Annotated in this window: 21 protein-coding genes, 1 rRNA gene and 1 pseudogene; 7 read left to right on the forward strand and 16 right to left on the reverse strand. The window is 64.9% G+C overall.

Going from position 1 to position 24746, the window contains the following annotated elements:
* Positions 1-430 precede the first annotated feature (430 nt).
* Positions 431-3319, forward strand: a 23S ribosomal RNA gene (locus tag D1793_RS17260).
* Positions 3320-3357: 38 nt separating this feature from the next.
* Here D1793_RS17260 and D1793_RS20115 read toward each other — a convergent pair.
* From D1793_RS20115 to D1793_RS17315, 11 genes and pseudogenes are all read right to left on the reverse strand, one after another.
* Positions 3358-3504 (reverse strand): annotated as a pseudogene (locus D1793_RS20115) (branched-chain amino acid ABC transporter permease); the annotation flags it as partial.
* A gap of 26 nt (positions 3505-3530) precedes the next feature.
* Entirely contained in the window at positions 3531-4277 is a 747-nt protein-coding gene (locus D1793_RS17270) for an ABC transporter ATP-binding protein (RefSeq protein WP_119023239.1), read from the reverse strand.
* The gene (locus tag D1793_RS17275; protein ID WP_119023240.1) at positions 4274-5047 is read right to left on the reverse strand and encodes an ABC transporter ATP-binding protein; all 774 of its coding nucleotides are present in this window, start codon (positions 5045-5047) and stop codon (positions 4274-4276) included. The genes D1793_RS17270 and D1793_RS17275 overlap by 4 nt, the downstream gene beginning before the upstream one ends.
* Positions 5048-5114: 67 nt before the next feature.
* Complete coding sequence (locus D1793_RS17280; protein WP_119023241.1) at positions 5115-6632, reverse strand: 3-hydroxyacyl-CoA dehydrogenase; 1518 nt, start codon at positions 6630-6632, stop codon at positions 5115-5117.
* Positions 6633-6643: 11 nt separating this feature from the next.
* Complete coding sequence (locus tag D1793_RS17285) at positions 6644-7606, reverse strand: FAD-binding protein (RefSeq protein WP_119023242.1); 963 nt, start codon at positions 7604-7606, stop codon at positions 6644-6646.
* Positions 7603-8379, reverse strand: coding sequence for an electron transfer flavoprotein subunit beta/FixA family protein (locus D1793_RS17290; protein ID WP_119023243.1), 777 nt, complete (start codon positions 8377-8379; stop codon positions 7603-7605). Before D1793_RS17290 ends, D1793_RS17285 begins: the two co-directional genes overlap by 4 nt.
* 44 nt (positions 8380-8423) lie before the next feature.
* Entirely contained in the window at positions 8424-9605 is a 1182-nt protein-coding gene (locus D1793_RS17295) for an acyl-CoA dehydrogenase (protein ID WP_119023244.1), read from the reverse strand.
* Positions 9606-9647: 42 nt separating this feature from the next.
* The gene (locus D1793_RS17300; RefSeq protein WP_119023245.1) at positions 9648-10790 is read right to left on the reverse strand and encodes an acyl-CoA dehydrogenase; all 1143 of its coding nucleotides are present in this window, start codon (positions 10788-10790) and stop codon (positions 9648-9650) included.
* A 9-nt stretch (positions 10791-10799) separates the two neighbouring features.
* Complete coding sequence (locus D1793_RS17305) at positions 10800-11996, reverse strand: acyl-CoA dehydrogenase family protein (protein WP_086511948.1); 1197 nt, start codon at positions 11994-11996, stop codon at positions 10800-10802.
* On the reverse strand, positions 11993-12889 hold the full coding sequence (locus D1793_RS17310; protein WP_119023246.1) for an enoyl-CoA hydratase-related protein: 897 nt from the start codon (positions 12887-12889) through the stop codon (positions 11993-11995). Before D1793_RS17310 ends, D1793_RS17305 begins: the two co-directional genes overlap by 4 nt.
* Before the next feature lie 44 nt (positions 12890-12933).
* On the reverse strand, positions 12934-13707 hold the full coding sequence (locus D1793_RS17315) for an enoyl-CoA hydratase (RefSeq protein WP_119023247.1): 774 nt from the start codon (positions 13705-13707) through the stop codon (positions 12934-12936).
* Positions 13708-13947: 240 nt separating this feature from the next.
* Between D1793_RS17315 and D1793_RS17320 the strand changes: the two genes are divergently transcribed.
* The 6 genes from D1793_RS17320 (at position 13948) to D1793_RS17345 (ending at position 20356) form a co-directional block, all read left to right on the forward strand.
* Positions 13948-15594, forward strand: a complete 1647-nt coding sequence (locus tag D1793_RS17320) for an AMP-binding protein (protein WP_119023248.1) — start codon at positions 13948-13950, stop codon at positions 15592-15594.
* A 43-nt stretch (positions 15595-15637) separates the two neighbouring features.
* Positions 15638-16405: an SDR family oxidoreductase gene (locus tag D1793_RS17325; protein ID WP_086511944.1), complete on the forward strand. Its 768-nt coding sequence runs from the start codon at positions 15638-15640 to the stop codon at positions 16403-16405.
* A gap of 32 nt (positions 16406-16437) precedes the next feature.
* Positions 16438-17229, forward strand: a complete 792-nt coding sequence (locus D1793_RS17330; RefSeq protein WP_119023249.1) for an enoyl-CoA hydratase-related protein — start codon at positions 16438-16440, stop codon at positions 17227-17229.
* 112 nt (positions 17230-17341) lie between these two features.
* Positions 17342-18481 carry a cyclohexanecarboxyl-CoA dehydrogenase gene (aliB, locus tag D1793_RS17335; RefSeq protein ID WP_119023250.1) on the forward strand — a complete coding sequence of 380 codons (1140 nt, stop codon included), beginning with the start codon at positions 17342-17344 and terminating at the stop codon, positions 18479-18481.
* Positions 18478-19101, forward strand: a complete 624-nt coding sequence (locus D1793_RS17340) for a MarR family transcriptional regulator (RefSeq protein ID WP_240407708.1) — start codon at positions 18478-18480, stop codon at positions 19099-19101. Before aliB ends, D1793_RS17340 begins: the two co-directional genes overlap by 4 nt.
* 31 nt (positions 19102-19132) lie before the next feature.
* Positions 19133-20356 (forward strand): ABC transporter substrate-binding protein, encoded by a 1224-nt coding sequence (locus D1793_RS17345; RefSeq protein ID WP_086511941.1) that lies wholly within the window; start codon positions 19133-19135, stop codon positions 20354-20356.
* A 67-nt stretch (positions 20357-20423) separates the two neighbouring features.
* On the opposite strand, the gene D1793_RS17350 is transcribed toward D1793_RS17345, so the two are convergent.
* From D1793_RS17350 to benC, 5 genes are all read right to left on the reverse strand, one after another.
* Complete coding sequence (locus D1793_RS17350) at positions 20424-20816, reverse strand: Hsp20/alpha crystallin family protein (protein ID WP_119023251.1); 393 nt, start codon at positions 20814-20816, stop codon at positions 20424-20426.
* Between the two features lie 47 nt (positions 20817-20863).
* Positions 20864-21313, reverse strand: coding sequence for an Hsp20/alpha crystallin family protein (locus D1793_RS17355; protein ID WP_119023252.1), 450 nt, complete (start codon positions 21311-21313; stop codon positions 20864-20866).
* Positions 21314-21570: 257 nt separating this feature from the next.
* Entirely contained in the window at positions 21571-22821 is a 1251-nt protein-coding gene (locus tag D1793_RS17360; protein ID WP_086511940.1) for a benzoate/H(+) symporter BenE family transporter, read from the reverse strand.
* 94 nt (positions 22822-22915) lie between these two features.
* Entirely contained in the window at positions 22916-23713 is a 798-nt protein-coding gene (gene benD / locus D1793_RS17365) for a benzoate diol dehydrogenase BenD (protein WP_119023253.1), read from the reverse strand.
* A complete protein-coding gene (gene benC / locus D1793_RS17370; protein WP_119023254.1) occupies positions 23710-24735 on the reverse strand; it encodes a benzoate 1,2-dioxygenase electron transfer component BenC in 1026 nt (341 codons plus the stop codon). Before benC ends, benD begins: the two co-directional genes overlap by 4 nt.
* Positions 24736-24746 lie beyond the last annotated feature (11 nt).

The following is a 24746-nucleotide window of genomic DNA, read 5'->3' on the forward strand; positions in this document are numbered from 1 at the left end:
CGCAGTCATAAGCCATCCTTGCACGTCGCAATGACCGGTTTATGACTGTCGATTGACAGTCTGCTCTTTAACAATGTGAATCATGCTGACAAACGTTCCTTCCTGGAGAGATTCAGGAAGAACATGAGATACGTCTCAAGCGTATCCGGCAATTGTCAAACTGTCATCGCAGATCAGACCCCTTGGGGTTATATGGTCAAGCGATGAGCCCACCACAGTCATTACCTGATCGGATCCGCAGTCATAAGCCATCCTTGCATTTTGCAATGACCGGTTTATGACTGTCGATTGACAGTCTGCTCTTTAACAATGTGAATCATGCTGACAAACGTTCCTTCCTGGAGAGATTCAGGAAGAACATGAGATACGTCTCAAGCGTATCCGGCAATTGTCAAACTGTCATCGCAGATCAGACCCCTTGGGGTTATATGGTCAAGCGATGAAGCGCACACGGTGGATGCCTAGGCAGCCAGAGGCGATGAAAGACGTGGTAGCCTGCGATAAGGCTCGGCGAGGTGGCAAACGACCTGTGACCCGGGCATTTCTGAATGGGGAAACCCACCCTGCACAAGCAGGGTATCCCACACTGAATACATAGGTGTTGGGAGGCGAACCGGGGGAACTGAAACATCTAAGTACCCCGAGGAAAAGAAATCAACCGAGATTCCCCCAGTAGCGGCGAGCGAACGGGGACCAGCCCTTAAGCATGTGACTGATTAGACGAACGCGCTGGGAAGCGCGGCCATAGTGGGTGATAGCCCCGTAGTCGAAAATCTGATCATGTGAAATCGAGTAGGTCGGGGCACGTGAAACCTTGACTGAATATGGGGGGACCATCCTCCAAGGCTAAATACTCCTGGCTGACCGATAGTGAACCAGTACCGTGAGGGAAAGGCGAAAAGAACCCCGGAGAGGGGAGTGAAATAGATCCTGAAACCGTGTGCGTACAAGCAGTGGGAGCAGACGTGTTCTGTGACCGCGTACCTTTTGTATAATGGGTCAGCGACTTATTTTCAGTGGCGAGCTTAACCGTATAGGGGAGGCGTAGGGAAACCGAGTCTTAACTGGGCGACCAGTCGCTGGGAATAGACCCGAAACCGGGCGATCTATCCATGAGCAGGTTGAAGGTTGAGTAACATCAACTGGAGGACCGAACCAGGATCTGTTGAAAAAGATTTGGATGACTTGTGGATCGGAGTGAAAGGCTAATCAAGCCCGGAGATAGCTGGTTCTCCTCGAAAGCTATTTAGGTAGCGCCTCACGTATCACCGCCGGGGGTAGAGCACTGTTTCGGCTAGGGGGTCATCCCGACTTACCAACCCGAGGCAAACTCCGAATACCGGTGAGTGCAGCGTGGGAGACACACAGCGGGTGCTAACGTCCGTTGTGAAAAGGGAAACAACCCAGACCGTCAGCTAAGGCCCCGAAATCCTGGTTAAGTGGGAAACGAGGTGGGAAGGCTCAGACAGCTAGGAGGTTGGCTTAGAAGCAGCCATCCTTTAAAGAAAGCGTAATAGCTCACTAGTCGAGTCGGCCTGCGCGGAAGATGTAACGGGGCTCAAACCAGGTGCCGAAGCTACGGGTTCATCCTCTGGATGAGCGGTAGAGGAGCGTCGTGTAAGCCGATGAAGGTGGATTGAGAAGTCTGCTGGAGGTATCACGAGTGCGAATGCTGACATGAGTAACGACAAGGGGAGTGAAAAACTCCCCCGCCGGAAGACCAAGGGTTTCTGTTCGACGCTAATCGGAGCAGAGTGAGTCGGCCCCTAAGGCGAGGCCGAAAGGCGTAGTCGATGGGAAACGGGTCAATATTCCCGTACCTCACTGTATTGCGATGGGGGGACGAAGAAGGCTAGGTGAGCCAGGCGTTGGTTGTCCTGGTGAAAGCCAGTAGGCTGGGATCTCAGGCAAATCCGGGATCCTAAGGCCGAGAGGCGAGACGAACTGACCACGGTCAGGAAGTCATCGATGCCACGCTTCCAGGAAAAGCCTCTAAGCTTCAGATACAGTGGGACCGTACCCCAAACCGACACAGGTGGTCAGGTAGAGAATACCAAGGCGCTTGAGAGAACTCGGGTGAAGGAACTAGGCAAAATGGTGCCGTAACTTCGGGAGAAGGCACGCCGCGTTAGTGTGAAGGGACTTGCTCCCGGAGCACGAGGCGGTCGAAGATACCAGGTGGCTGCAACTGTTTATTAAAAACACAGCACTCTGCAAACGCGCAAGCGGACGTATAGGGTGTGACGCCTGCCCGGTGCCGGAAGGTTAATTGATGGTGTTAGCGCAAGCGAAGCTCCTGATCGAAGCCCCGGTAAACGGCGGCCGTAACTATAACGGTCCTAAGGTAGCGAAATTCCTTGTCGGGTAAGTTCCGACCTGCACGAATGGCGTAATGATGGCCACGCTGTCTCCACCCGAGACTCAGTGAAATTGAAATCGCAGTGAAGATGCTGTGTACCCGCGGCTAGACGGAAAGACCCCGTGAACCTTTACTATAGCTTCACACTGGACGCTGATGTTGCTTGTGTAGGATAGCTGGGAGGCTTTGAAACCCGGACGCCAGTTCGGGTGGAGCCAACCTTGAAATACCAGCCTGGCATCATTGGCGTTCTAACTCAGGTCCGTTATCCGGATCGAGGACCGTGTGTGGTGGGTAGTTTGACTGGGGCGGTCTCCTCCCAAAGCGTAACGGAGGAGCACGAAGGTACCCTCAGCACGGTTGGAAATCGTGCATTGAGTGCAAGAGCATAAGGGTGCTTGACTGCGAGACAGACACGTCGAGCAGGTACGAAAGTAGGTTCTAGTGATCCGGTGGTTCTGTATGGAAGGGCCATCGCTCAACGGATAAAAGGTACTCCGGGGATAACAGGCTGATACCGCCCAAGAGTTCACATCGACGGCGGTGTTTGGCACCTCGATGTCGGCTCATCACATCCTGGGGCTGAAGTCGGTCCCAAGGGTATGGCTGTTCGCCATTTAAAGTGGTACGCGAGCTGGGTTTAGAACGTCGTGAGACAGTTCGGTCCCTATCTGCCGTGGGCGTTGGAAGTTTGAGAAGAGCTGCTCCTAGTACGAGAGGACCGGAGTGGACGCACCTCTGGTGTTCCGGTTGTCACGCCAGTGGCATTGCCGGGTAGCTATGTGCGGACAGGATAACCGCTGAAAGCATCTAAGCGGGAAGCCCCCTTCAAGATGAGACTTCCCTGAGGCCTTGAGCCTCCTGAAGGGCCCAGCGAGACCAGCTGGTTGATAGGTCGGGTGTGGAAGCGCTGCAAGGCGTTGAGCTAACCGATACTAATTGCCCGTGAGGCTTGACCATATAACACCCAAGTGGTCTGTCGATGACAGATGACACATGGCGCCGTGGGCGAAGTTGACGATCTTCAGCAGGCCGAAGATCACCGCCAGGCCCAGGCTCAGCAGGGCATAGAAGGCGCCGTTGATCAGGCCCAGCAGCAGCTGCCCCATGAACACTGCCAGGGGCACACCGAATATCATCGTCATGTCGAAAGTCTCCTGTTAGAGCCGGCTCACACGCCCAGCAGGGTGTGCAGGTGCTCGCGCTTGCTCGGCAGCTCGGCCGCCGAGATCTCCTCGACGATGAGGCCGTGGTCCATCACGAAGTGGCGGTCGGCCAGCGGCGCGGCGAAGCGGAAGTTCTGCTCCACCAGCACGATGGTCATGCCGCGTTCCTTGAGCTTGACCAGCACCTGGCCCAGCGCCTGGACGATGACCGGGGCCAGCCCCTCGGTGATCTCGTCGAGCAGCAGCAGCCGTGCCCCGGTGCGCAGGATCCGCGCCATGGCCAGCATCTGCTGCTCGCCCCCGGAAAGCCGCGTGCCCTGGCTGCGGCGCCGCTCGTAGAGGTTGGGAAACATCTCGTAGATCTCGTCGATCGACATCCCGCCGGAGCGCACCGTGGGTGGCAGCAGCAGGTTCTCCTCGACGTCGAGGCTGGCGAAGATCCCGCGCTCCTCGGGGCAGTAGCCGATCCCCAGCCGTGGGATGCGGTGCGCCTTCATGTCGAGGGTCTCGGTGCCGTTGATCATGATCGAGCCGGTACGCCGGCCGACCATGTTCATGATCGCCTTGAGGGTGGTGCTGCGCCCGGCGCCGTTGCGCCCCAGCAGCGTCACCAGCTCGCCGCGCTTCACGTCGAAGTCGACGCCGTGGAGGATGTGCGACTCGCCGTAGAAGGCGTGCAGGTCGCGCACGCGCAGCATCTCGGCGCCGTCGCGGTCCTGGTACTCCATCAGGCTCTCGGCTGGCTGATTCATGCGCTGGCCTCCTCTTCCGCCGCTTCGCTGCCCATGTAGGCCTCCTTGACCCGCGGGTCGGCGGAGACCGTGGCGTAGTCGCCCTCGGCCAGCACCGCACCGCGGGCCAGCACGGTGATGCGGTCGCACAGCCGGCTCACCACGCTGAGGTTGTGCTCCACCATCAGCACGGTGCGACCGCGGGCGACCCGGCGGATCAGCTCGACGATGCGATCGACGTCCTCGGCACCCATGCCCTGGGTCGGCTCGTCGAGCAGCATCATGGTGGGGTCCATGGCCAGGGTGGTGGCGACCTCCAGGGCCCGCTTGCGCCCGTAGGGCATCTCCACGGTGAGCACGTCGGCGTACTCGCGCAGCCCCACCTCGTCGAGCAGCTCGATGGCGCGGTCATTGAGGTGGTCGAGGGTGCGTTCGGACTTCCAGAAGTGGAAGGAGGTACCCATGGGCCGCTGCAGGGCCACCCGCACGTTCTCCATGGCGGTCATGTGGCCGAACACCGCGGAGATCTGGAAGGAGCGAACCAGGCCCAGGCGGGCGATCTCGTTGGCCTTCATGCCGGTGATCGGCTTGCCGCGGTAGAGGATCTCACCGCGGGTGGGCGGCAGGAACTTGGTGAGCAGGTTGAAGACCGTGGTCTTGCCTGCCCCGTTGGGGCCGATCAGGGCGTGGATATGCCCCTCCTGAACCTGCAGGTTGACATCGTCCACGGCGGTGAAGCCGCGGAATTCCTTGGTCAACCCGCGAGTTTCCAGTATGTACTCATCTGCCATATTGATTCCCTTGTCGTTGTTGATAATCAGGCAGCGGGTGCAAAGGGGCGCCACCGGGCACCCGGTGTCATAGTGACTCGCATAAAGGAAGTCCCAGCGCGATGCGCTGCTTCAGCCAGGGGCTGACGCGATAGCGTGGCTCGCCATAGTGGTCGTGCAGGCAGCCGAGCACCCGGGCGAAGGTCTGTGGCCCGAAGCGCTCGCCGAAGGCCAGCGGGCCCTGCGGGTAGCCCAGCGCCAGCTTGACGGCACGGTCCAGGGTGGCCGGCTCGGCCACGCCGCGGCGCACGATCTCGCTGCCGATATTGACCATGAAGGCGAGGATGCGCTGGGCCACGAAGCCCGGCGAATCGTGGATCACCTCCACCGGCACCCCATCGGCGCCGAGGGCCGCACTCGCCTGGGCCAGCACCTCCTCGTCGATGGCGGGGTGGCGCATCAGCACCCGGCAGGCGTCGAAGCCGGCCAGGGTCTCCAGGGCCAGGGTGCGCTCCGCCGGCAGGCGCCGCTCGGCGATGGTCTCGCTGACCGTCTCCCCCTGGGGCGTCACCAGGCAGATGGCCTCCGCCGAGGGTGCCGCCCCCTCCTCCAGACGCGAGCCGGCCGCCTCGGCCAGGCGGGCGATGCGCTCACGCCACTCGGGCTCCCGGCGATCCAGCCAGAAGGGGCGCGTGACGGGGGCCGCCGGCGGCGGCACGACGTCCGGCTCGAGCCGTTTGCCCTGTGCGTAGCGGTAGAACCCCTCGCCGCTCTTGCGCCCCAGCAGGCCGGCGGCAATGCGCCGCGGCACCTGCCAGGAGGGCGTGTAGTAGGGGTCGTCATAGAACTGGCGATAGACCGACTCCATCACCGCATGGGTCACATCGAGGCCGATCAGGTCCAGCAGCTCGAAGGGCCCCATGCGGAAACCCAGGGAGAGGCTGAGGATGCGGTCGATCTGCGCCGGTGTGGCGATCCCCTCGTCCAGCAGCCTCAGCGCCTCGGGGACGTAGGCGCGCCCGGCGTGGTTGACCAGGAACCCGGGGGTGTCCGGGGTCAGCGCCGGGAAGTGGCCGGCCTCCCGGGCCAGCCGCTCGAGCCGCGCGATCACCTCGGGACGGGTCAGCTCGCCGCGCACCACCTCGACGATCTTCATCAGCGGCACGGGGTTGAAGAAGTGGTAGCCCGCGACCCGCTCGGGGTGGCGGCAGGCGCTGGCGAGGCGCGTCACCGACAGCGACGAGGTATTGCTGGCCAGTATCGCCTCGTGGGAGACCACCTCCTCCAGCTGGCGCAGCAGCGCCTGCTTGGCCTCCAGATTCTCGACGATCGCCTCGATCACCAGGTCGCACTCGGCGAGCCCGGCCAGGCCATCGCTTTGGTGGATGCGGGCAAGCGTCGCGTCCCGCCCTTCCGCCGAGAGGCGCCCCTTGGCCACCGAGCGCTCCAGCAGCTCGCCGATGAACCCCAGGGCTTCCTCGATGGCCCCTTCACGGCTGTCATGCAGCCACACCTCGTGGCCCGCCACGGCAAACAGCTGGACGATACCGCGCCCCATCACGCCGCTGCCGACGACGCCGATCCTCTCCTTGGCTGACTCGGCCATGCCTCACCTCCTTAGAGCTTGCTCTCGAGTTCCGGCAGCGCCTGGAAGAGATCGGCCACTAATCCATAGTCCGCGACCTGGAAGATCGGCGCCTCCTCGTCCTTGTTGATGGCAACGATCACCTTGGAGTCCTTCATGCCGGCCAGGTGCTGGATGGCACCGGAGATACCCACGGCGATGTAGAGCTCGGGCGCGACGATCTTGCCGGTCTGGCCCACCTGCATGTCGTTGGGCACGAAGCCGGCGTCCACCGCGGCGCGCGAGGCACCGATGGCTGCGCCCAGCTTGTCGGCGATGCCGTCGAGCAGCGTGAAGTTCTCGCCGTTGCCCATGCCGCGGCCACCGGAGATCACCACCCGGGCGGCACCCAGCTCGGGGCGGTCGGACTTGGCCAGCTCCTCCTTGAGGAAGGTGGACTGGGCGTTGTCGGCCCCTTTCGTGAAGGACAGGCCCACCGCCTCGATGGCGGCGCTGCCACCCTCGGTCCCTCTATCAGGGCAGGCATCAAAGCCGGTGGTGCGCACGGTGATCACCTTGAGGGCGTCCTCGCTCTGCACCGTGGCGATGGCGTTGCCGGCGTAGATCGGACGCTTGAAGGTGTCCGGGGACACCACCGCGATGATCTCGGAGATCTGCGCCACGTCGCGCAGCGCCGCCACGCGGGGCAGCACGTTCTTGCCGGTGGTGGAGGCGGCCGCCAGCAGGTGGGTGTAGTCACCGGCCAGCGCGTTGAGCAGCGCCGCGGTGGGCTCGGCCAGCAGGTGGGCATAGGCGGCGTGGTCGGCCACACGCACGCGGGAGACGCCGTCCAGCCTGGCGGCGGCCTCGGCGATGGCGGCCACATTCTCGCCTGCCACCAGCACGTCGATATCGCCGCCACTCTCTTTGACAATCTGCTGGGCGGCCGCCACCACATGGGCGGTGGCGCCGGCCAGGGCGCCGTCGTGATGTTCGGCCAGGATCAGGATGCTCATGCGACCACCTTCGCTTCGTTCTTGAGTTTGTCGACCAGCTCGTCCACGGAGCCCACCTTGATGCCGCCCCGGCGCTCGGCCGGCGGCTCGACCTTGAGCAGCTTGACCCGGCTGGCGACCGAGATGCCCAGCTCCGCCGGGGTCGTGACGGAAAGCGGCTTCTTCTTGGCCTTCATGATGTCCGGCAGCTTGGCGTAGCGCGGCTCGTTCAGGCGCAGGTCGGTGGTGACGATGGCGGGCAGGGTCAGCTCGACGGTCTGCAGGCCGCCGTCGACCTCGCGGGTGACCTGGAGCCGCGGTTCATCACCTTCGCCCTCGACACTGATTGCGGAGGCGAAGGTGCCCTGGGGCAGGCCGGTGAGGGCGGCGAGCATCTGGCCGGTCTGGTTGTTGTCGGTGTCGATGGCCTGCTTGCCGAGGATCACCAGGCCCGGCTGCTCCTCTTCCACCAGCCTGGCCAGCGCCTTGGCGGCGCCCAGCGACTCGACGCGCTCGTCGGCCTCGGCTGACGTATCGATATGAATGGCCCGGTCGGCGCCCAGCGCCAGGGCGGTGCGCAGCTGCTCCTGGGCGGCCTTGGGGCCGATGGTCGCGACGACCACCTCGGTGGAAATGCCCTTTTCCTTCAGGCGCACCGCCTCTTCCACGGCGATCTCGCAGAAGGGGTTCATGGCCATCTTGACGTTGGTGAGGTCGACGTCGGAGTGATCCGGCTTGACCCGAATCTTGACGTTGTAATCCAGCACGCGCTTGACCGCGACGAGGACTTTCATGGCGTATCTCCGGTGAATTGTTGTTGGGTGCGCCGAGCCGGGGCTCAGCAGAAGGCCTGGAGGCCGGTCTGGGCACGCCCCAGGATCAGCGCATGGACGTCGTGGGTGCCCTCGTAGGTGTTGACCACCTCGAGGTTGACCAGGTGGCGCGCCACCCCGAACTCGTCGCTGATGCCGTTGCCGCCCAGCATGTCGCGGGCCAGGCGGGCGATATCCAGCGCCTTGCCACAGCTGTTGCGCTTCATGATCGAGGTGATCTCCACCGCGGCGGTGCCCTCGTCCTTCATGCGCCCCAGCCGCAGGCAGCCCTGCAGGGCCAGGCAGATATCGGTCTGCATGTCGGCCAGCTTCTTCTGGATCAGCTGGTTGGCGGCCAGCGGCCGACCGAACTGCTGACGGTCCAGGGTGTACTGGCGGGCGGTGTGCCAGCAGTCCTCGGCGGCGCCCAGGGCGCCCCAACTGATGCCGTAGCGCGCCGAGTTGAGGCAGGTGAAGGGCCCCTTGAGGCCGCGCACCTCGGGGAACATGTTCTCCTCGGGCACGAAGACGCTGTCCATGACGATCTCGCCGGTGATCGAGGCGCGCAGGCCCACCTTGCCGTGGATCGCCGGGGCGGAGAGCCCCTCCCAGCCCTTCTCCAGCACGAAGCCGCGGATATCGCCCTCGTCGTCCTTGGCCCACACCACGAAGACGTCGGCGATGGGGCTGTTGGTGATCCACATCTTGCTGCCGGTGAGGCGATAGCCGCCGTCGACCCTGCGGGCGCGGGTCACCATGCCACCGGGGTCGGAGCCGTGGTTGGGCTCGGTGAGGCCGAAGCAGCCGATCCACTCGCCGCTGGCGAGCTTGGGCAGGTACTTCTGCCTGGTGGCCTCGTTGCCGAATGCGTTGATCGGCACCATCACCAGGGAGGACTGCACGCTCATCATGGAGCGGTAGCCGGAGTCGACGCGCTCGATCTCCCGGGCGATCAGCCCGTAGCAGACGTAGTTGAGGCCGCTACCGCCATACTGCTCGGGGATGGTGGCGCCGAGCAGGCCGGTCTCGCCCATCTCGCGGAAGATGGCCGGGTCGGTCTGCTCGTGGCGGAAGGCCTCCAGCACGCGGGGGGCGAGCTTGTCGGCGGCGAACTGGGCAGCGCTCTGCTGCACCATGCGCTCCTCTTCGGTGAGCTGCTGGTCGAGGAGCAGCGGGTCTTGCCAGTGGAATGCGGGGTTCTGGGACATGGCGAAGGTTCCTGTCGTTGTCGTTAGGGGCGCAGACCAGCGTCAGCTGGCCTCGAGAAGGTCGGCGTAGGCCTTGAGGTGACGGTCGTCATCGCCGAAGCGGTGGCCGAGCATCACCAGATGGCGGGCATGATGGGCGAGGCTGTACTCCCAGGTCATGCCGATACCGCCGTGGAGCTGGATCGCCTCTTCGGCGATGAACTGGGCCGCGCGCTTGACCACGTGCTGGGCGGCGATCAGCTGTCGGCTGCGCTCGAGGCTTGCCGGCGCGTCGGCCACGCAGGCGGCGAGGATGGTCATGGAGGTGGCCAGCTCCAGCTCGGTGGTCATGTCCACCATGCGGTGCTGGAGCACCTGGAAGCGGCCGATGGGCTTGCCGAACTGCTGGCGGGTCTTGAGGTAGTCCAGGGTCAGCTCGCAGGCCTGCTGCATGCTGCCCACCGCCTCGGCGCACTGGGCCGCCATGGCGCGCCCCAGCTGGTGGTCCAGGGCCTTGAAGGCGCCACCGGCTGCGCCCAGCAGGGCGTCGTCGGCCAGCATCACGCCATCGAGGGTGAGGTCGCAGGCCCAGGGGCCCGCCATGGTGGGATAGACACGGCGCTGCACGCCCTCGGCGGCCGGGTCGACCAGGAACAGCGAGAGGCCGTCGCACTCGCCGGGCTCGCCCGCCGTGCGCGCCAGCACCAGCACCTTGTGGGCGGCCTGGCCGCCGATCACCACCGACTTGCGGCCCGAGAGCCGCCAGCCGTCGGCAACGCGCTCGGCGCGGGTCTCGGTCCACTCGGGTCGATAGTGGGTGCGCGGCTCCTCGCTGGCCACCGCGAGCCGCAGTTCGCCGGCGGCCAGGGCCGGCAGCAGGGCCTCGCGCTGGGCCTCGCTGCCCAGCGCCTGCACCAGGCCGCCGCCGAGGATCTGCGACTCCAGGTAGGGCTCCAGGCAGAGGCCGCGGCCGAGCTCCTGCATCACTACCAGGTTCTCGACGCCGCTGCCGCTCATGCCGCCGTAGGCCTCGTCGATGGGCACCGCCAGCACGCCAAGCTCGGCCAGCTGGGCCTGGAAGGACTCGCTGAAGCCCGGCTCACTGCGCTGCACCTGGTCGCGCTGCTCGAAGCCGTAGTGCTCCCTGACCAGCCGGGCCAGCATGTCCTGCAGCATCTGCTGCTCGTCACTGAAGGAAAAGTCCATGGTGGTCTCCTATAAGCCCAGCTGGGCCTTCGCCAGGATGTTCTTCTGGATCTCGTTGGAGCCGCCGTAAATCGACAGCTTGCGCAGGTTCAGGTACTGGGCGGCTGGCGCCACGCTGTAGTCGGCGTGCAGCGGCTCGCCGTCATGCTCGAGCTGCATCTCTTCGGCCAGGAAGGGCAGGGCGTGGGGCCCCAGCACCCGGCGGGCGAGATCGCTGATCGCCTGGCGGATCTCGGAGCCGGTGATCTTGAGGATCGAGCTCTCCGCCCCCGGCACCCCGCCGGCCTGGGCGCGCGCGAGGATGCGCAGGGTGCTCATCTCCACCGCCATCAGGCGCATCTCCACCTCGGCGATGCGCTGCCGCAGCAGGGGGTCCTCCAGCGCCGGGCGACCGTCGATCACCTCCTGGCGGGCGACCTCCTTGAGGTGGGCCAGGGCCGCCTTGGAGATGCCGATGCCGGCCTGGCCGGTGCGCTCGTGGGTCAGCAGGTACTTGGCGCAGGTCCAGCCGTCGTTCTCTTGACCGACCAGGTTCGCCACCGGCACCCGGACGTTGTCGAAGAACACCTCGTTGACCTCATGGGCGCCGTCCAGGGTGATGATCGGCCGCACCGAGATGCCGGGGCTCTCCATGTCGATCAGCAGGAAGGAGATGCCCGCCTGGGGCTTGGCCTCCGGGTCGGTGCGCACCAGGCAGAAGATCCAGTTGGCGTGCTGGCCCAGGGTGGTCCAGGTCTTCTGCCCATTGACGATGTAGTGGTCGCCCTCGCGCACCGCCCGGGTCTTCACCGCGGCCAGGTCGGAGCCGGCGCCGGGCTCGGAGTAGCCCTGGCACCACCAGTCCGTGCCGTCGAGGATGCGCGGCAGGTAGTGGGCCTTCTGCTCGGGGGTGCCGAACCGGATGATCACCGGCGCCACCATGTTGACACCGAAGGAGATCAGCCGCGGCGCACCCGCTGCCGCGCACTCCTCCTCGAAGATATGCTTCTCCACCACGCTCCAGCCTGTGCCGCCGTGCTCTACCGGCCAGTTGGCGGCGTACCAGCCGCGGCGGTGAAGGATCGCCTGCCAGCGCTGATGATCCTGCTTGGTGAGCTTCTTGCCGAGCCGCACCTTGGCGGCGATATCGGCGGGCAGCTCGGCCGCCAGGAAGGCCCTGACCTCGTCACGGAAGGCCAGCTCCTGTTCGCTGAAATGGATATTCATGCGGTGGTCCCTCTTGTGGTGTCTCCGCCGCCGCCTGCGTTGAGGGAGCGACTGTCGCGGCCGCGAGCCAGAAAGGCCTCGACCTTGGCCTGGCGCTGGGGTGAGGCCAGGCACTCCAGGAAGAGCTCGCGCTCGCGGGCGAGCGCCTTGTCGAAGGGGTGGGTCATGGCCGCCTCCAGGGCCTCGACGGCCTTGAGGGGGGCGAGATCCCCCGAAGCGGGCAGCGCCAGCGACTCGCGCTGGGCGGCCAGCCACGCGAGCGGCGCCTCCCCGGTAGCAACGAGCTCACGCTCCCGCGTGGGGCGCACGCCCTGTCCGGCCAGCTCCGCCGCCATGGCGAGGCGCGCCGCCTCGGGGGTATGCCCCTGGTCGGCCACGCCATCCACCAGCCCCAGTTCATGGGCCTGTCGGGTACCGATGGGCTCCCCAGAGAGGATCATCTCGAGGGCCGCCTCCAGCCCGATGAGGCGCGGCAGGCGCTGGGTGCCGCCGGCGCCGGGAATCAGCCCCAGCTTGACCTCAGGGAGGCCGAAGCGCGCATCGGGCGCGGCGAGGCGGTAGTGGCAGGCCATGGCCAACTCCAGTCCGCCCCCCAGGGAGACGCCGTGGAGCCAGGCCACCACGGGCTTGGGAGAGCGCTCGATGGCATCGATCACCTCGGGCAGCACCGGAGACTGGGGCGGCTTGCCGAACTCCTTGATATCGGCGCCCGCGGAGAAGCAACGACCACCGGACTGCAGCAGGATCCACGCCACCTGGGGGTCCTCCAGGGCAGCATCCAGGGCCGCCACGAGCCCCGACCGGACGGCCTGGCTCAGGGCATTCACCGGCGGGCTGAAGAGCGTGATCAGGCCGCAGCTCTCATGTCGGGTCAGGGTGACGGGGTTGCACATGGCGCTTTCTCTACCGGTGGTTGTTGTCGGCCGAGCCAGGGGGCTCAGCGATGCCGCCAGACCGGCGGGCGTTTCTCGATGAAGGCCTGCATGCCCTCCTTCTGGTCCTCGGTGGCGAAGCTGGCGTGCAGCAGCCGGCGCTCGAAGCGCACCCCTTCGGCCAGGGTGGTCTCCTGGGCCCGCTCGACGGCCTCCTTGTTGAGCCGCACCGCCACCGCGGACATCGAGGCGATCTGGGCCGCCGCGATCATCGCCTCGTCCAGCAGCCGCTCCGCCGGCACCACCCGGCTCACCAGGCCGCTGCGCTCGGCCTCGTCGGCCGCCATCAGGCGCCCGGTCAGGCACAGGTCCATGGCCTTGGCCTTGCCGATGGCGCGGGTCAGCCGCTGGGTGCCGCCGGCACCGGGCAGGGTGCCCACCTTGATCTCGGGCTGGCCGAAGCAGGCCGTGTCGGCGGCGATGATCAGATCGCACATCATGGCCAGCTCGCAGCCGCCACCCAGGGCCATCCCGGCTACCGCGGCGATCACCGGCTTGCGGCAGCGGGTCACCTCTTCCCAGTCACTGGTGATGAGGTCCGAGAGATAGGCCTCGGAGAAGGTCAGCGACTGGATCTCCTTGATGTCGGCCCCGGTGGCGAAGACCCGCTCCCCGCCGGTGATGACCATGGCGCCGATGGCGTCGTCCTGTTCGAAGGCGCGCAGCGCACAGCCCAGCTCGCGCATCAGCGCTCCGTTCAAGGCGTTGTGGGCGTCGGGTCGGTAGAGAGTGATCACACCGACGGCGCCCGTGCGCTCGACCTGCAGATTCTCGTACATGGATGCCTCCAGAGTGCCATGGCCGGAAGGGCTCCCCGGCGCGATTCATGACAGCGTGTTGTCGCATCACTCGGTCCGGACACGGCCCGATCTGGACTCGAGTCTAGCCAGCCCCAAAATAAAAGACAATGTATTGACATATTTTTTATCGTGATCTAGCTTTCCTCAAGGCGTACGGCGATGGCAGCGCCTATTCTTAAACAAAGATTGACCAAAAACAATTTATTTTCAGGAGCTTACATGCCAATCCATACGAATCTGACGCCCGGGCGCAGGCAATCCATGGTCGAGCTAGGTGCCTGGAACGACAAGATCATTGCAGACTACCTGGACGAGGCGGTGACCTCCGCCGGGGAGAAGGCCGCCATCATCACCTACCGCATGGCAGACGGCAGCCGCGTCGAACTGAGCTACCGCGAGCTGAACGAGAAGGTTACTCGCATCGCAGTGGGGCTGGTTGAGCTGGGGGTAAGAAAGGGCGATATCGTCTCCTGCCAGCTGCCCAACTGGTGGCAGATGACCGCGCTGCATCTCGCCTGCGTGCGCATCGGCGCCGTGCTCAACCCGCTGATGCCGATCTTCCGCGAGCATGAGCTCGAGTTCATGCTGGGCATGGCCGAGAGCAAGGTGCTGGTGGTTCCACAGACCTTCCGCGAGTTCGACCACGGTGCCATGGCCCATGAGCTCAAGCGCTCGCTACCGAAGCTGGCGCATGTTCTGGTGATCGGTAGCGAGGGGGAGGACAGCTTCGAACGGGTGCTGCTGGAGCGCGCCTGGGAAACCGAGATCGACACTGCCGCCCTGTTTCGGGAGCGCCGCCCCTCCGGGGACGACGTGGTGCAAATCCTCTACACCTCCGGCACCACCGGGAAACCGAAGGGAGTGATGCACACCTCCAACACCCTGCTCAGCAATATCCGCCCTATGGCGGAACGCCTGTCCTTGGGTGAGGCGGACACCATTTTCATGCCCTCTCCGCTGGCCCACCAGTTGGGCTTCCTCTACGGCCTGCTGCTGCCCATCTACCTCAAGAGCACCGCCGTTCTGCAGGACACCTGGCTGCCGGAAGAGGCCGTGGCCATCATCCGTGCCGAACGGGCCAGCCTGATGCTCGGTGCGACCCCCTTCCTGGCCGATATCGCCGAGCAGGCCATCGAGCACGGCCCGGACCTGCAGTCGCTGACGCTCTTCCTGTCCGCCGGTGCACCGATCCCCAGCCCCCTGGTGGAAAAGGCCGCACGCAACCTGCCTACGCGGATCATTTCCGCTTGGGGCATGACCGAGAACGGCGCGGTGACTACCACCCTGCCCGAGGACGACCCCAAGCGTGCCGTGCATACCGACGGCGCGCCGCTGCCCTATATCGAGCTCAAGGTCACCGACATGGAGGGCAATCCCCTGCCCCCCGGCCAGGAGGGCTCCCTCTACATGCGCGGCGCCAGCCTCTTTGTCGGCTACTTCAAGCAGCCGGAGCTCTACGGAGTGGATGACGAGGGCTGGTTTCCCACCGGCGACCTGGCGCGCCTCGACGAGCAGGGCTACGTGCGCATTACCGGGCGTTCCAAGGACGTGGTGATCCGCGGCGGCGAGAATATCCCCATCGTCGATATCGAGAACGCGCTTTACCAACATCCGGCGATCCAGGCCGTGGCCCTGGTGGGCAAACCCGATGAACGCCTAGGCGAGCGGCTATGTGCCTACGTAGCCCTCAAGGAGGGGCATCAGTCGCTGACCCTTGAGGAGGTCTGCGCCTTTCTGAACGAGCGCAAGGTGACGCGACAGTACCAGCCGGAGTTCCTTGTGGTGCTCGACGAGCTGCCGCGCACGCCTTCGGGCAAGATTCAGAAATTCAAGCTGCGCGAGCAGGCCGCCCAGGGCTTGGTATGACGCGAGGCTACCTTTTACCCAATCCGCAACGAGAGAGAGCTGCATGAGAGGACTCCAAGACAAGATCATCATCGTTACCGGCGGTGGCGGCGGCATCGGCCGCGCGGTGTGTCGACGCTTCGCCGAGGAAGGCAGCAAGGTGGCGGTGCTCGATCGTGATCTCGACGCCGCCCGCCGCACCGTTGAGGTAATCGCCGAAGCCGGCGGCCAGGCCCGCGCCTATGGCACCGACATCACCGACTACGCCGCAATCGTCGACACGGTCGAACGCATCGAGGCCGAGCTCGGCGTGCCCTCGGTACTGATCAACAATGCCGGCTTCGATCGCTTCATGCCGTTCCTCAAGACCGAGCCGGCAATGTGGGAGTCGCTGATCGCCGTCAACCTGACCGGTGCGCTCAATATGCACCACGTGGTGCTGCCGAAGATGGTCGAGGCCGGCGGCGGGAAGGTGATCAATGTCGCTTCCGACGCCGCCCGGGTCGGCTCCTCCGGCGAGGCGGTCTACGCCGCCTGCAAGGCCGGCATGCTGGGCCTGAGCAAGACTCTGGCCCGCGAACTGGCCAGCAAGAACGTCACCCTCAACGTGGTCTGCCCCGGCCCCACCGATACCGCCCTGCTCAAGAGTGTGGCTGATACCGCCCGCGACCCAGAGAAGCTCCTCGAGGCTTTCCGTAACGCCGTGCCCATGCGTCGCATCGGCCAACCCGAGGACTACCCCGGAATCATTGCCCTGCTTGCCAGCGACGATGCCGACTTTATCACCGGACAAGTCATTAGCGTTTCCGGCGGCCTCACGATGTCGGGATGAACCCCACACTATTTAATAAAAGGAAATTTTTTATGACACTGCAGGCACCGAATTACGAAGACATTCTCTATGACGTCAACGATGGCGTGGCGACCATTACCATTAACCGCCCGGAGCGCTACAACGCTTTCCGTGGCCAGACCTGCATGGAGCTACTCGATGCTTTCAATTGCGCCGGTTGGGACAAGTCGGTCGGTGTTATCGTGCTGGCCGGAGCCGGCGATAAGGCGTTCTGCACCGGCGGTGACCAAAGTGCCCACGAAGGTCAGTACGATGGCCGCGGCATCATCGGCCTGCCGGTAGAGGAGCTGCAGACGCTGATCCGCCAGGTGCCCAAGCCGGTGATCGCCCGAGTGCAGGGCTTCGCCATTGGCGGCGGCCACGTGCTGGCGCTGGTGTGCGACCTGACCATCGCCTCGGAGAACGCCGTGTTCGGCCAGGTGGGCCCCAAGGTGGGCTCGGTGGACCCTGGCTTCGGCACCGCGTACATGGCGCGGGTGATCGGCGAGAAGCGCGCCCGTGAGATCTGGTACCTGTGCCGCAAGTACAGCGCCGCCCAGGCGCTGGAGTGGGGGTTATGCAACGCGGTAGTGCCCGCCGACAAGCTCGACGAGGAGGTACGTCAGTGGTGCGACGAGATCCTCGAGAAGAGCCCCACCGCCCTCTCCATTGCCAAGCGCTCTTTTAACGCCGACAGCGAGAACATTGCCGGCATTGGCGCCATGGGCATGCAAGCGCTGAGCCTCTACTACGCGACCGACGAGTCCAAGGAGGGGGTCGCGGCCTTCAAGGAGAAGCGCAAGCCGGATTTTCGAAAATTCTAGCTCCGCAAGTTCTACAACGCCTGATGCCCCAAGGCGCTGATCAAGGGCACTGACGACAAGTTGCCGCCGCCCCAGCGGGCCGGCGGCCTCCCCAGAGAGGATGGAAACGGTCATGAACTTTGCCTTTACCGAGCAGCAGGACGCGATTCGCGAGAGCGTGGCCAAGCTGTCCGCCGACAGGCTGGCCCCCCGCTATCGGAAGCGCGAGGAAGAGGCGCTCATCGAGCGCGAGATCGTCAAGATGCTGGGCGAGATGGGCTGCCTGGGCGGCGAGCTACCCGAGGAGTATGGCGGCAGCGGCCTGGACTGCGTAACCAACGGCATCATCGTCGAGGAGATCGCCCGCGGCGACTTCAACGTCGGCTACCTGCCGCTACTCGCCTCGCTAAACGGCCAGATTATCGCCCACCATGCCCGCCCCGAGCTGGCCCGGGAGTGGCTCTCAGGCATCACCTCAGGCAAGAAGATCTGCTGCATCGCCTTGACCGAGCCCCACGGCGGCAGTGACGCCGCCAACCTGAAGCTGAAGGCGACCCGCGACGGCGGCCACTTCGTGCTCAACGGCGAGAAGACCTCCATCTCCATGGCCGACCAGGCCGACGTGGCGGTGGTCTTCGCCCGCACCGGCACCCAGGAGCAGCGCGCCAGCGGCATCAGCGCCTTCCTGGTACCCATGGACCTCCCTGGCATCACCACCAGCCGTTTCGAGGATTCCGGCCAGCGCGCCATTGGCCGGGGCTCGATTTTCTTCAACAATGTCGCGGTACCGGCCGATCACATGCTTGGTGACGAGGGTCAGGGCTTCAAGCAGGTGATGCAGGGCTTCGACTACAGCCGCGCGCTGATCGGCCTGCAGTGCCTGGCGGTGGCCCAGCAGTCGCTTGACGAAACTTGGCAGTGGCTCACCGAGCGCGAGGCCTTCGGCCAACCGCTGGCGGCCTTCCAGGGGCTGACCCATCCGCTAGCGGAGTGCCAGACCTACGTTCAGGCCGCCCGTCTGCAGTGCTACTACGCGCTGTGGCTGAAGGACAACAAACTGCCACACACCAGCGAGGCGGCCATGAACAAGTGGTGGGGCCCCAAGCTTGCCTTCGATGTAATCAAGCAGTGCATGCTGGCCCACGGTCATACCGGCTGGGGCGAGGACATGCCCTTCTCGCAGCGCATGCGCGACGTGCTGGGCCTGCAGATCGGCGACGGTACTGCCCAGATCATGAAGAACATCATCGCTCGCCAGGCGGTGCCCAGATGACCAGCCTCATCGCGACCGGACGCCCTGATTACCGCCCGGCGGCGCGACTCGACCAAGGAGTGCCATCGATGGCGATTCAGGATGACAAGAGTGTGGCCAACCGGCTGTTCTTCCGTCTCTTCCAGGCCAGCAACATCCTGCAGAAGCAGACAGTCGGCCAGGTCGGCCTCACCACGGTCCAGTGGGCCGTGCTGGGCGCCCTGTCGCGCAAGGGCTACGAGGACGGCATCTCCTTCAATCAGCTCACGGAGTACCTGATCGTCAGCCGTCAAAGTCTCGACGGCGTGCTCAAGCGGCTGGAGCGGGACGACCACGTCAAGCGCATCCCCCACCCCGACGACAAGCGCGCCCGGCTGATCCTGCTCACCGATAAAGGCCGCGCCTTCTGGGAGAGCCTACAACCGAAGATCCATGAGTTCTATGCCCAGGGGCTCGCCAACTTCACCTTCGACGAGACGGTGAGCCTGTTGCACTATCTGAACAAGTTCCAGAAGGAGCTGGAGGCCATCAACATGCAGGACGCCCCAACGCCGAGCGAGAAGAAAGCTGATCCAACAAGACCCCAAACATACCCGATCACGACGCACGACGCACGACCCTACAATGCCAATAACAAATAGCCTCGTCATGCGACGAGGAAGGAGAAATTGTATGTCCGTAAAACGCCAATTCACTCTCAAGAGCGGCCTGCTGGGCCTGGCCATGGCGCTCGCCGCCGGTACTGCCCAGGCCGAAATCAGCGATGGCGCTATCCGCATTGGCTATCTCGTCGACATGTCCGGTCCTTACCGCGACCTGGCTGGCCCCGGCGGGCTGGAGGCGCTGCAAATGGCCGTAGAGGACCATGGTAGCAGCATCCACGGCGCCCCCATTGAGATATTCAGCGCCGACGACCGCAACAGCGCCGACGTGGGCGCCAGCATCGTGCGCGAGTGGATTGATCAGAGAAATATCGACATGGTAGCAGGACTGGTCGCCTCATCGGTGACCATCGCCGTCACCCGCCTGATTGCCGAGCATGACCGCATCGCCCTGAGCTCCGGCTCTGCCGCACTTGGCATCACCAATGAACACTGTAGCCCAAACCATATCCAGTGGGTCTATGACACTCATGCCATGTCCAACGGTACGGCCCGAGCCATCGTCGAGGAGGGCGGCAAACGCTGGTTCATCCTCTCCGCCGACTATGCCTTCGGCCACTCACTGGAAGAGGAAGTCTCCAACGTGGTCACTGAAATGGGCGGCGAGGTCGTCGGCACGGTGCGCCACCCGCTCAATAACCAAGATTTCTCCTCCTTCATCCTGCAGGCCCAGGGTTCTGGCGCACAAATCGTTGGCGTGGCCAATGCCGGCGCCGACACCGTCAATGCCATTAGCACCGCCGGGCAATTCGGACTAGTGGAGTCCGGCCAGACGCTGGCCGGACTGATGGTGTTCCTAAACGACATTCATGCTCTGGGGCTCGAGACCACCCAAGGCATGCAGCTGACCACCGGCTGGTACTGGGACATGAACGACGAGGCAAGGGAGTGGGCCCAGCGCTTCTACGAGCGCATGGGCAGAATGCCCACCATGGTGCAGGCCGGAGTCTACTCCAGCACTATGCACTACCTCAACGCCATCGAGGCCACCGGCAGCGATGACGCAGGCACCGTGCGAGCCTGGATGGGCGAGAACCCGGTCAACGACATCTACACTACCAATGGCGTGATTCGCGAGGATGGCCGCATGGTCTATGACATGTATCTGGTGGAGGTGAAGTCGCCCGAGGACTCCGAAGGCGAGTGGGACCTCTACCGCGTGCTGCGCACCATCCCAGGGGAGCAGGCCTTCCAGTCCTTGGAGAAGAGTCGCTGCCCACTGATCAACCCCTGAGGCAAGCAGGCAACACAGGGGGCGCGGCCAGCCGGCCGCGCCCCCTTGCGTTTTGGACGAGTACGGCTCAGGCCGCCTGCACCTCGATGCGCCGCCGACGGTGCGTGTCGCGCCGCGGCAACGTCAGGTGGACGACACCACTGTCGATCCGTGCGCTGATCGCCTCGCTGTCGATCTCGTGGCTGAGGGTGAAGCGCCTCGCGTAGCGCTGGGCGCGCACCTCGGCGTAGAGCGGGCTCAGCCCCTCGGGCATCGGGATCGCCACCTCGCCTTCCAGGGTGAGCACGCCATTATCTACCTCGATGACCAGCGAGTCGCGGGTCACGCCGGGCATGTCGGCGATGATATGCACGGCGTCGTTCTCCTCGTGGATATCCACCGCCGGCAGCAGCGCCTCCTCCCGGCGCTTCTCCCCGGCAGAGCGGGGGGAGTCGGCGTCGTGACGGGTGATCTCGTTCATCTTTCTCACCTCCTTCGGTCTCGAAACGCGGTACTCGCGGGGCGGCCTCAGGCCGCCTGCACCTCGATGCGCCGCGGCTTGAGCTCATCGCGCTTGGGCAGCACGATCTCGCACACGCCATCCTGGAAACGCGCCTCGGCCCGATCGATGTCGAGCCCCTCGGGCAGCGCCACCGCTCGCCGGAAGTCGCCATGGAAGCGCTCCTGGCGGAAGCGCGTGCGCGTTTGATCGCCCGTGGGCGCCTCACGGCGACCGGCCACGGTGAGCACGTTGTCCTGCAGGCTCACCTCCAGGTCCTCGGCCCCGAGCCCCGGCGCGAAGACGTAGACGCGCACCGCCTCGTCGGTGCGCCCGACGTTGATCAGCGGAAAGCTGCCGGACGGCACCGAGCGGATATCGGCCGCTCCCCCGCCGGGGAACATCTCGTCGAACAGCTGGCGAACCCACTCCATGCCCTGGGCGCGGGCCGGATCCAGGCCCCTGAGATCTCCGAACATATCGAACACCTCCTTCTCTTCAACTGCCAGATGACGGGACGGGGCCGAGCGGCGCGCGGCTGACAGGGCCCCATGACCTGCAAGATAGGTGCGGTTGATCCGGTTTCAAGGCCTTTGAGACGATGTCTCGAACGGCGCCGGCGGTGAGGCGATCCCCACCCGCCAGGCAACGAAAAAGGGCCCGTATCGCCGAAGCGGATACGGGCCAAGGAGGATAGCGTGTCGGGCGCCGGTGGGGTCACCGGCGCCGGGCTGGCTCAGTCGGTCGGCTGCTTCTTCAGGGGATGGGCGTTGCTGGCGAACTCGAAGTCCTTGGTCTCGAAGATCAGCGAGACCACCACGCCCAGCACCAGGGCCCAGAAGGTGGCGCCGATGCCCAGGATCTGGATGCCGGAGGCGGCGATCAGGAAGGCGAACAGCGCCCCCATCTCGTGTTTCTTGCCGGAGAAGGCGATCGCCATGGCCGAGGTGATCACGCGCATCAGGGCCAGGCCCGCGATGATGGCGATGAAGTAGCGCGGCGTGGCCTCCAGCAGGCTCACCACATAGCCGTAGAAGGGGGCGGCCACCACGAAGATTGCACCGGCCACCACCGCGGCGACCCAGCGCTTCTCATGGGTGCCCGCCTCCGGCGAGGCACAGATGCCGGTCATGGGGGCGGCGATGCAGGTGCTGTGCAGGTTGAAGAAGGCCGAGACCATGGTGCCGATGCCGCCCACGGCGGTGATGCCGTTGGCCGGCACTTCCTTGTAGCCCATGCCCTTGATCAGGCCGACGCCCGCCGGGGTCTCCATGCCCACCAGGATGATCGCCAGCGGCAGGCCGTAGGCCAGGAAGGCGTTCAGGGTGAACTGGGGCATGATGAACTCGGGGAAGCGGATCGTCGCCTGGATACCGGAGAGGTCCACTCCGGTGGCCATCAGGTAGATGACACCCGCCAGCATGGAGACGATCAACGGCGGCACCTTGCGCAGCAGCCGCGCCGAGAGGAAGAAGGCCAGGATCATGATGGCCGCCGGCACGATGGCATTCTCAAGTGGCCGCACCATGTTGAGGCCGAAGCTCAGCAGCATCCCCGCCACCATGCCCATGACGATGGGCATGGGCATCAGGCGCATGACGATGCCCATGACGCCGGCCAGGCCAGCCACCAGGGAGATGGCCCCGGCGATCAGGGTCGCCCCGAGCGCGGCCTCCAGGCCGACCACGGGAATCACCGCTGCGAACATCAACGCACCGGGAATGGAGTTGGCCATGGGCATCGGCAGCCGGTAGTAGGCTGGCATGAAGATGCCGAAGAGGCCGTTGATCATCAGGTAGCTGATGACCCAGATCATGATGAAGGAGGAGTCGAGCCCGGCGGCGGTGCCGGCACTGATGTGCACGACGCCGACGCTGAGCCCCAGGATACCCGCGACAAGTCCGGTACTGACGTTGTCGACGTTCATGTCGCGGAGGAAGTCGCTTGGCGCGTGCCTCAGGCTCACGCCCTTCTCGATGTGCTTCACGGTGAGCTCCAGGGGAGGGTTGTTATCGTTGGTATGGGCATGGGCGTTGAACGAAACGCGCCGATCCGGTGATGACCGAATCGGCGCGTACGAACTAGCCCTGGTCGCCGCCACCCACCGGCAGCACGCTGCCGGTGATGTAGCTCGCCTCGTCCGAGGCCAGGAACAGGATCGGCGCCGCCATCTCGTCCAGGGTGCCGTAGCGCTTCATCAGACAGCTCTGCTTGGTCTGGTCGATGTGCGCCTGGAACCAGGCCTTCTCGGTCGCGTTGCGGGGCTCCGGGGTACCGCGGGAGATCTTCCGCGGCGGCGCCTCGGTGCCCCCGATCCCAGCGGCCGCCACGCGGATGCCGTGCTCAGCATACTCGAAGGCCAGGGACTCGGTCAGCGCATTGACGCCGCCCTTGGCCGCCGAGTAGGGGATCCGGTGGATGCCGCGAGTCGCCACCGAGGAGACGTTGACGATGACGCCACCGCCCTGCTCCACCATGGTGGGCAGCACGGCGCGGCAGCACCACAGGGTCGGCATCAGCGAGCGGGTCACCTCGGCGGCGATCTCGCTCTCGCTGAACTCGGTGAACGGCTTGAAGTTGATCGCCCCGCCCACGTTGTTGATCAGGATATCGATGCGACCGAAGCGCTCGACGCTCTTCGCCATCACCTCGGCGGCGCCTGCCCAGGTCTCCAGGTCGGCCTGCAGCGCGATCGCCTCGACGCCCTGCTCGGTCAGCTCGGCCACCACCTCATGGATCAGGTCGGCGCGGTCCACCAGGGCCAGGCGGGCACCCTCGGCGCCGGCGCGCTCGGCGACCCGCTTGCCGATGCCCTGGGCGGCCCCGGTGATCACCATCACCCGGTCCTGAAAACGAGAGCCCTCGAAACGCCGGCTCATGCCTTCGCTCCCGCCTCGTTGGGGGTGAACTTCTCGTAGTGGAAGCTCTGCGGCACGATGCCCTGGGCGTCGAAGTGCTTGAGCACGGCATCGACCATGGGCGGCGGGCCGCACAGGTAGACGTCGACGTCACCGTCGTGCATCACCTCGGCGTCCATGTGATGGGTCACGTAGCCCTTGCGGGGATGCTCGCTGGCCTCGTCCACCACCACGGTGGCGTAGGAGAAGCTGGGCAGCTTGGCGGCGAACTCGTCCAGGGCGTCCACCTTGACCAGGTGATCATCCTTGTTGACGCCGTAGATCAGGTGAATCGGCGCCTCGCAGCCCTTCTCCACCAGCTGTGAAAGCATGGAGAGGAAGGGCGCGAGGCCCGTGCCACCGGCCAGCATCAGCACCGGGCGGGTCACCTCGCGGATGTAGAAGCTGCCCAGCGGGCCGGTCAGGGTCAGGCGATCGCCTGACGCTGCCCGCTCGCCGAGGTAGCCGCTCATCACCCCGTTCGGGATGTTGCGGATCAGGAAGGTGGCGCGCTGCTCGCCCGGCAGGGAGCTGAACGAGTAGGAGCGATGCACCTCGGTGCCCGGCACGTCGATATGCACGTACTGGCCGGGCAGGAAGGCGATCTCGGCGCCGTCATCCAGATCCACCACCAGCTCGATGCTGTCTTCGGAGAGCTGCTCGACCGCGGCTACCGTGCCCTCGACCTTGCCCACCTCGGTCTTGCACAGGGTGGAGGCCACGGGGACCTGGATGACGCAGTCGGAAGACGGCACCATCTGGCAGGTCAGCACCATGCCTTCGGCGGCCTCCTCGTCGGAGAGCGCCTCTTCGATGTACTCGTCGCCCATGTCGAACTCGCCCTGCTCGCAGTGTCCCTTGCAGGTGCCACAGACGCCGTCGGAGCAGTCCATCGGCAGGTTGACCTTCTGGCGGTAGGCGGCATCGAGAACCGTTTCACCTTCCTTGCAGCCGATGAAGCGGGTGACGCCATCCTCGAAGTTGAGGGCAATGGTGTAGCTCATGGTCGTTCTCC

The sequence above is a fragment of the Halomonas sp. JS92-SW72 genome (assembly GCF_003547075.1).
Taxonomy (GTDB): Bacteria; Pseudomonadota; Gammaproteobacteria; order Pseudomonadales; family Halomonadaceae; genus Halomonas; species Halomonas alkalicola.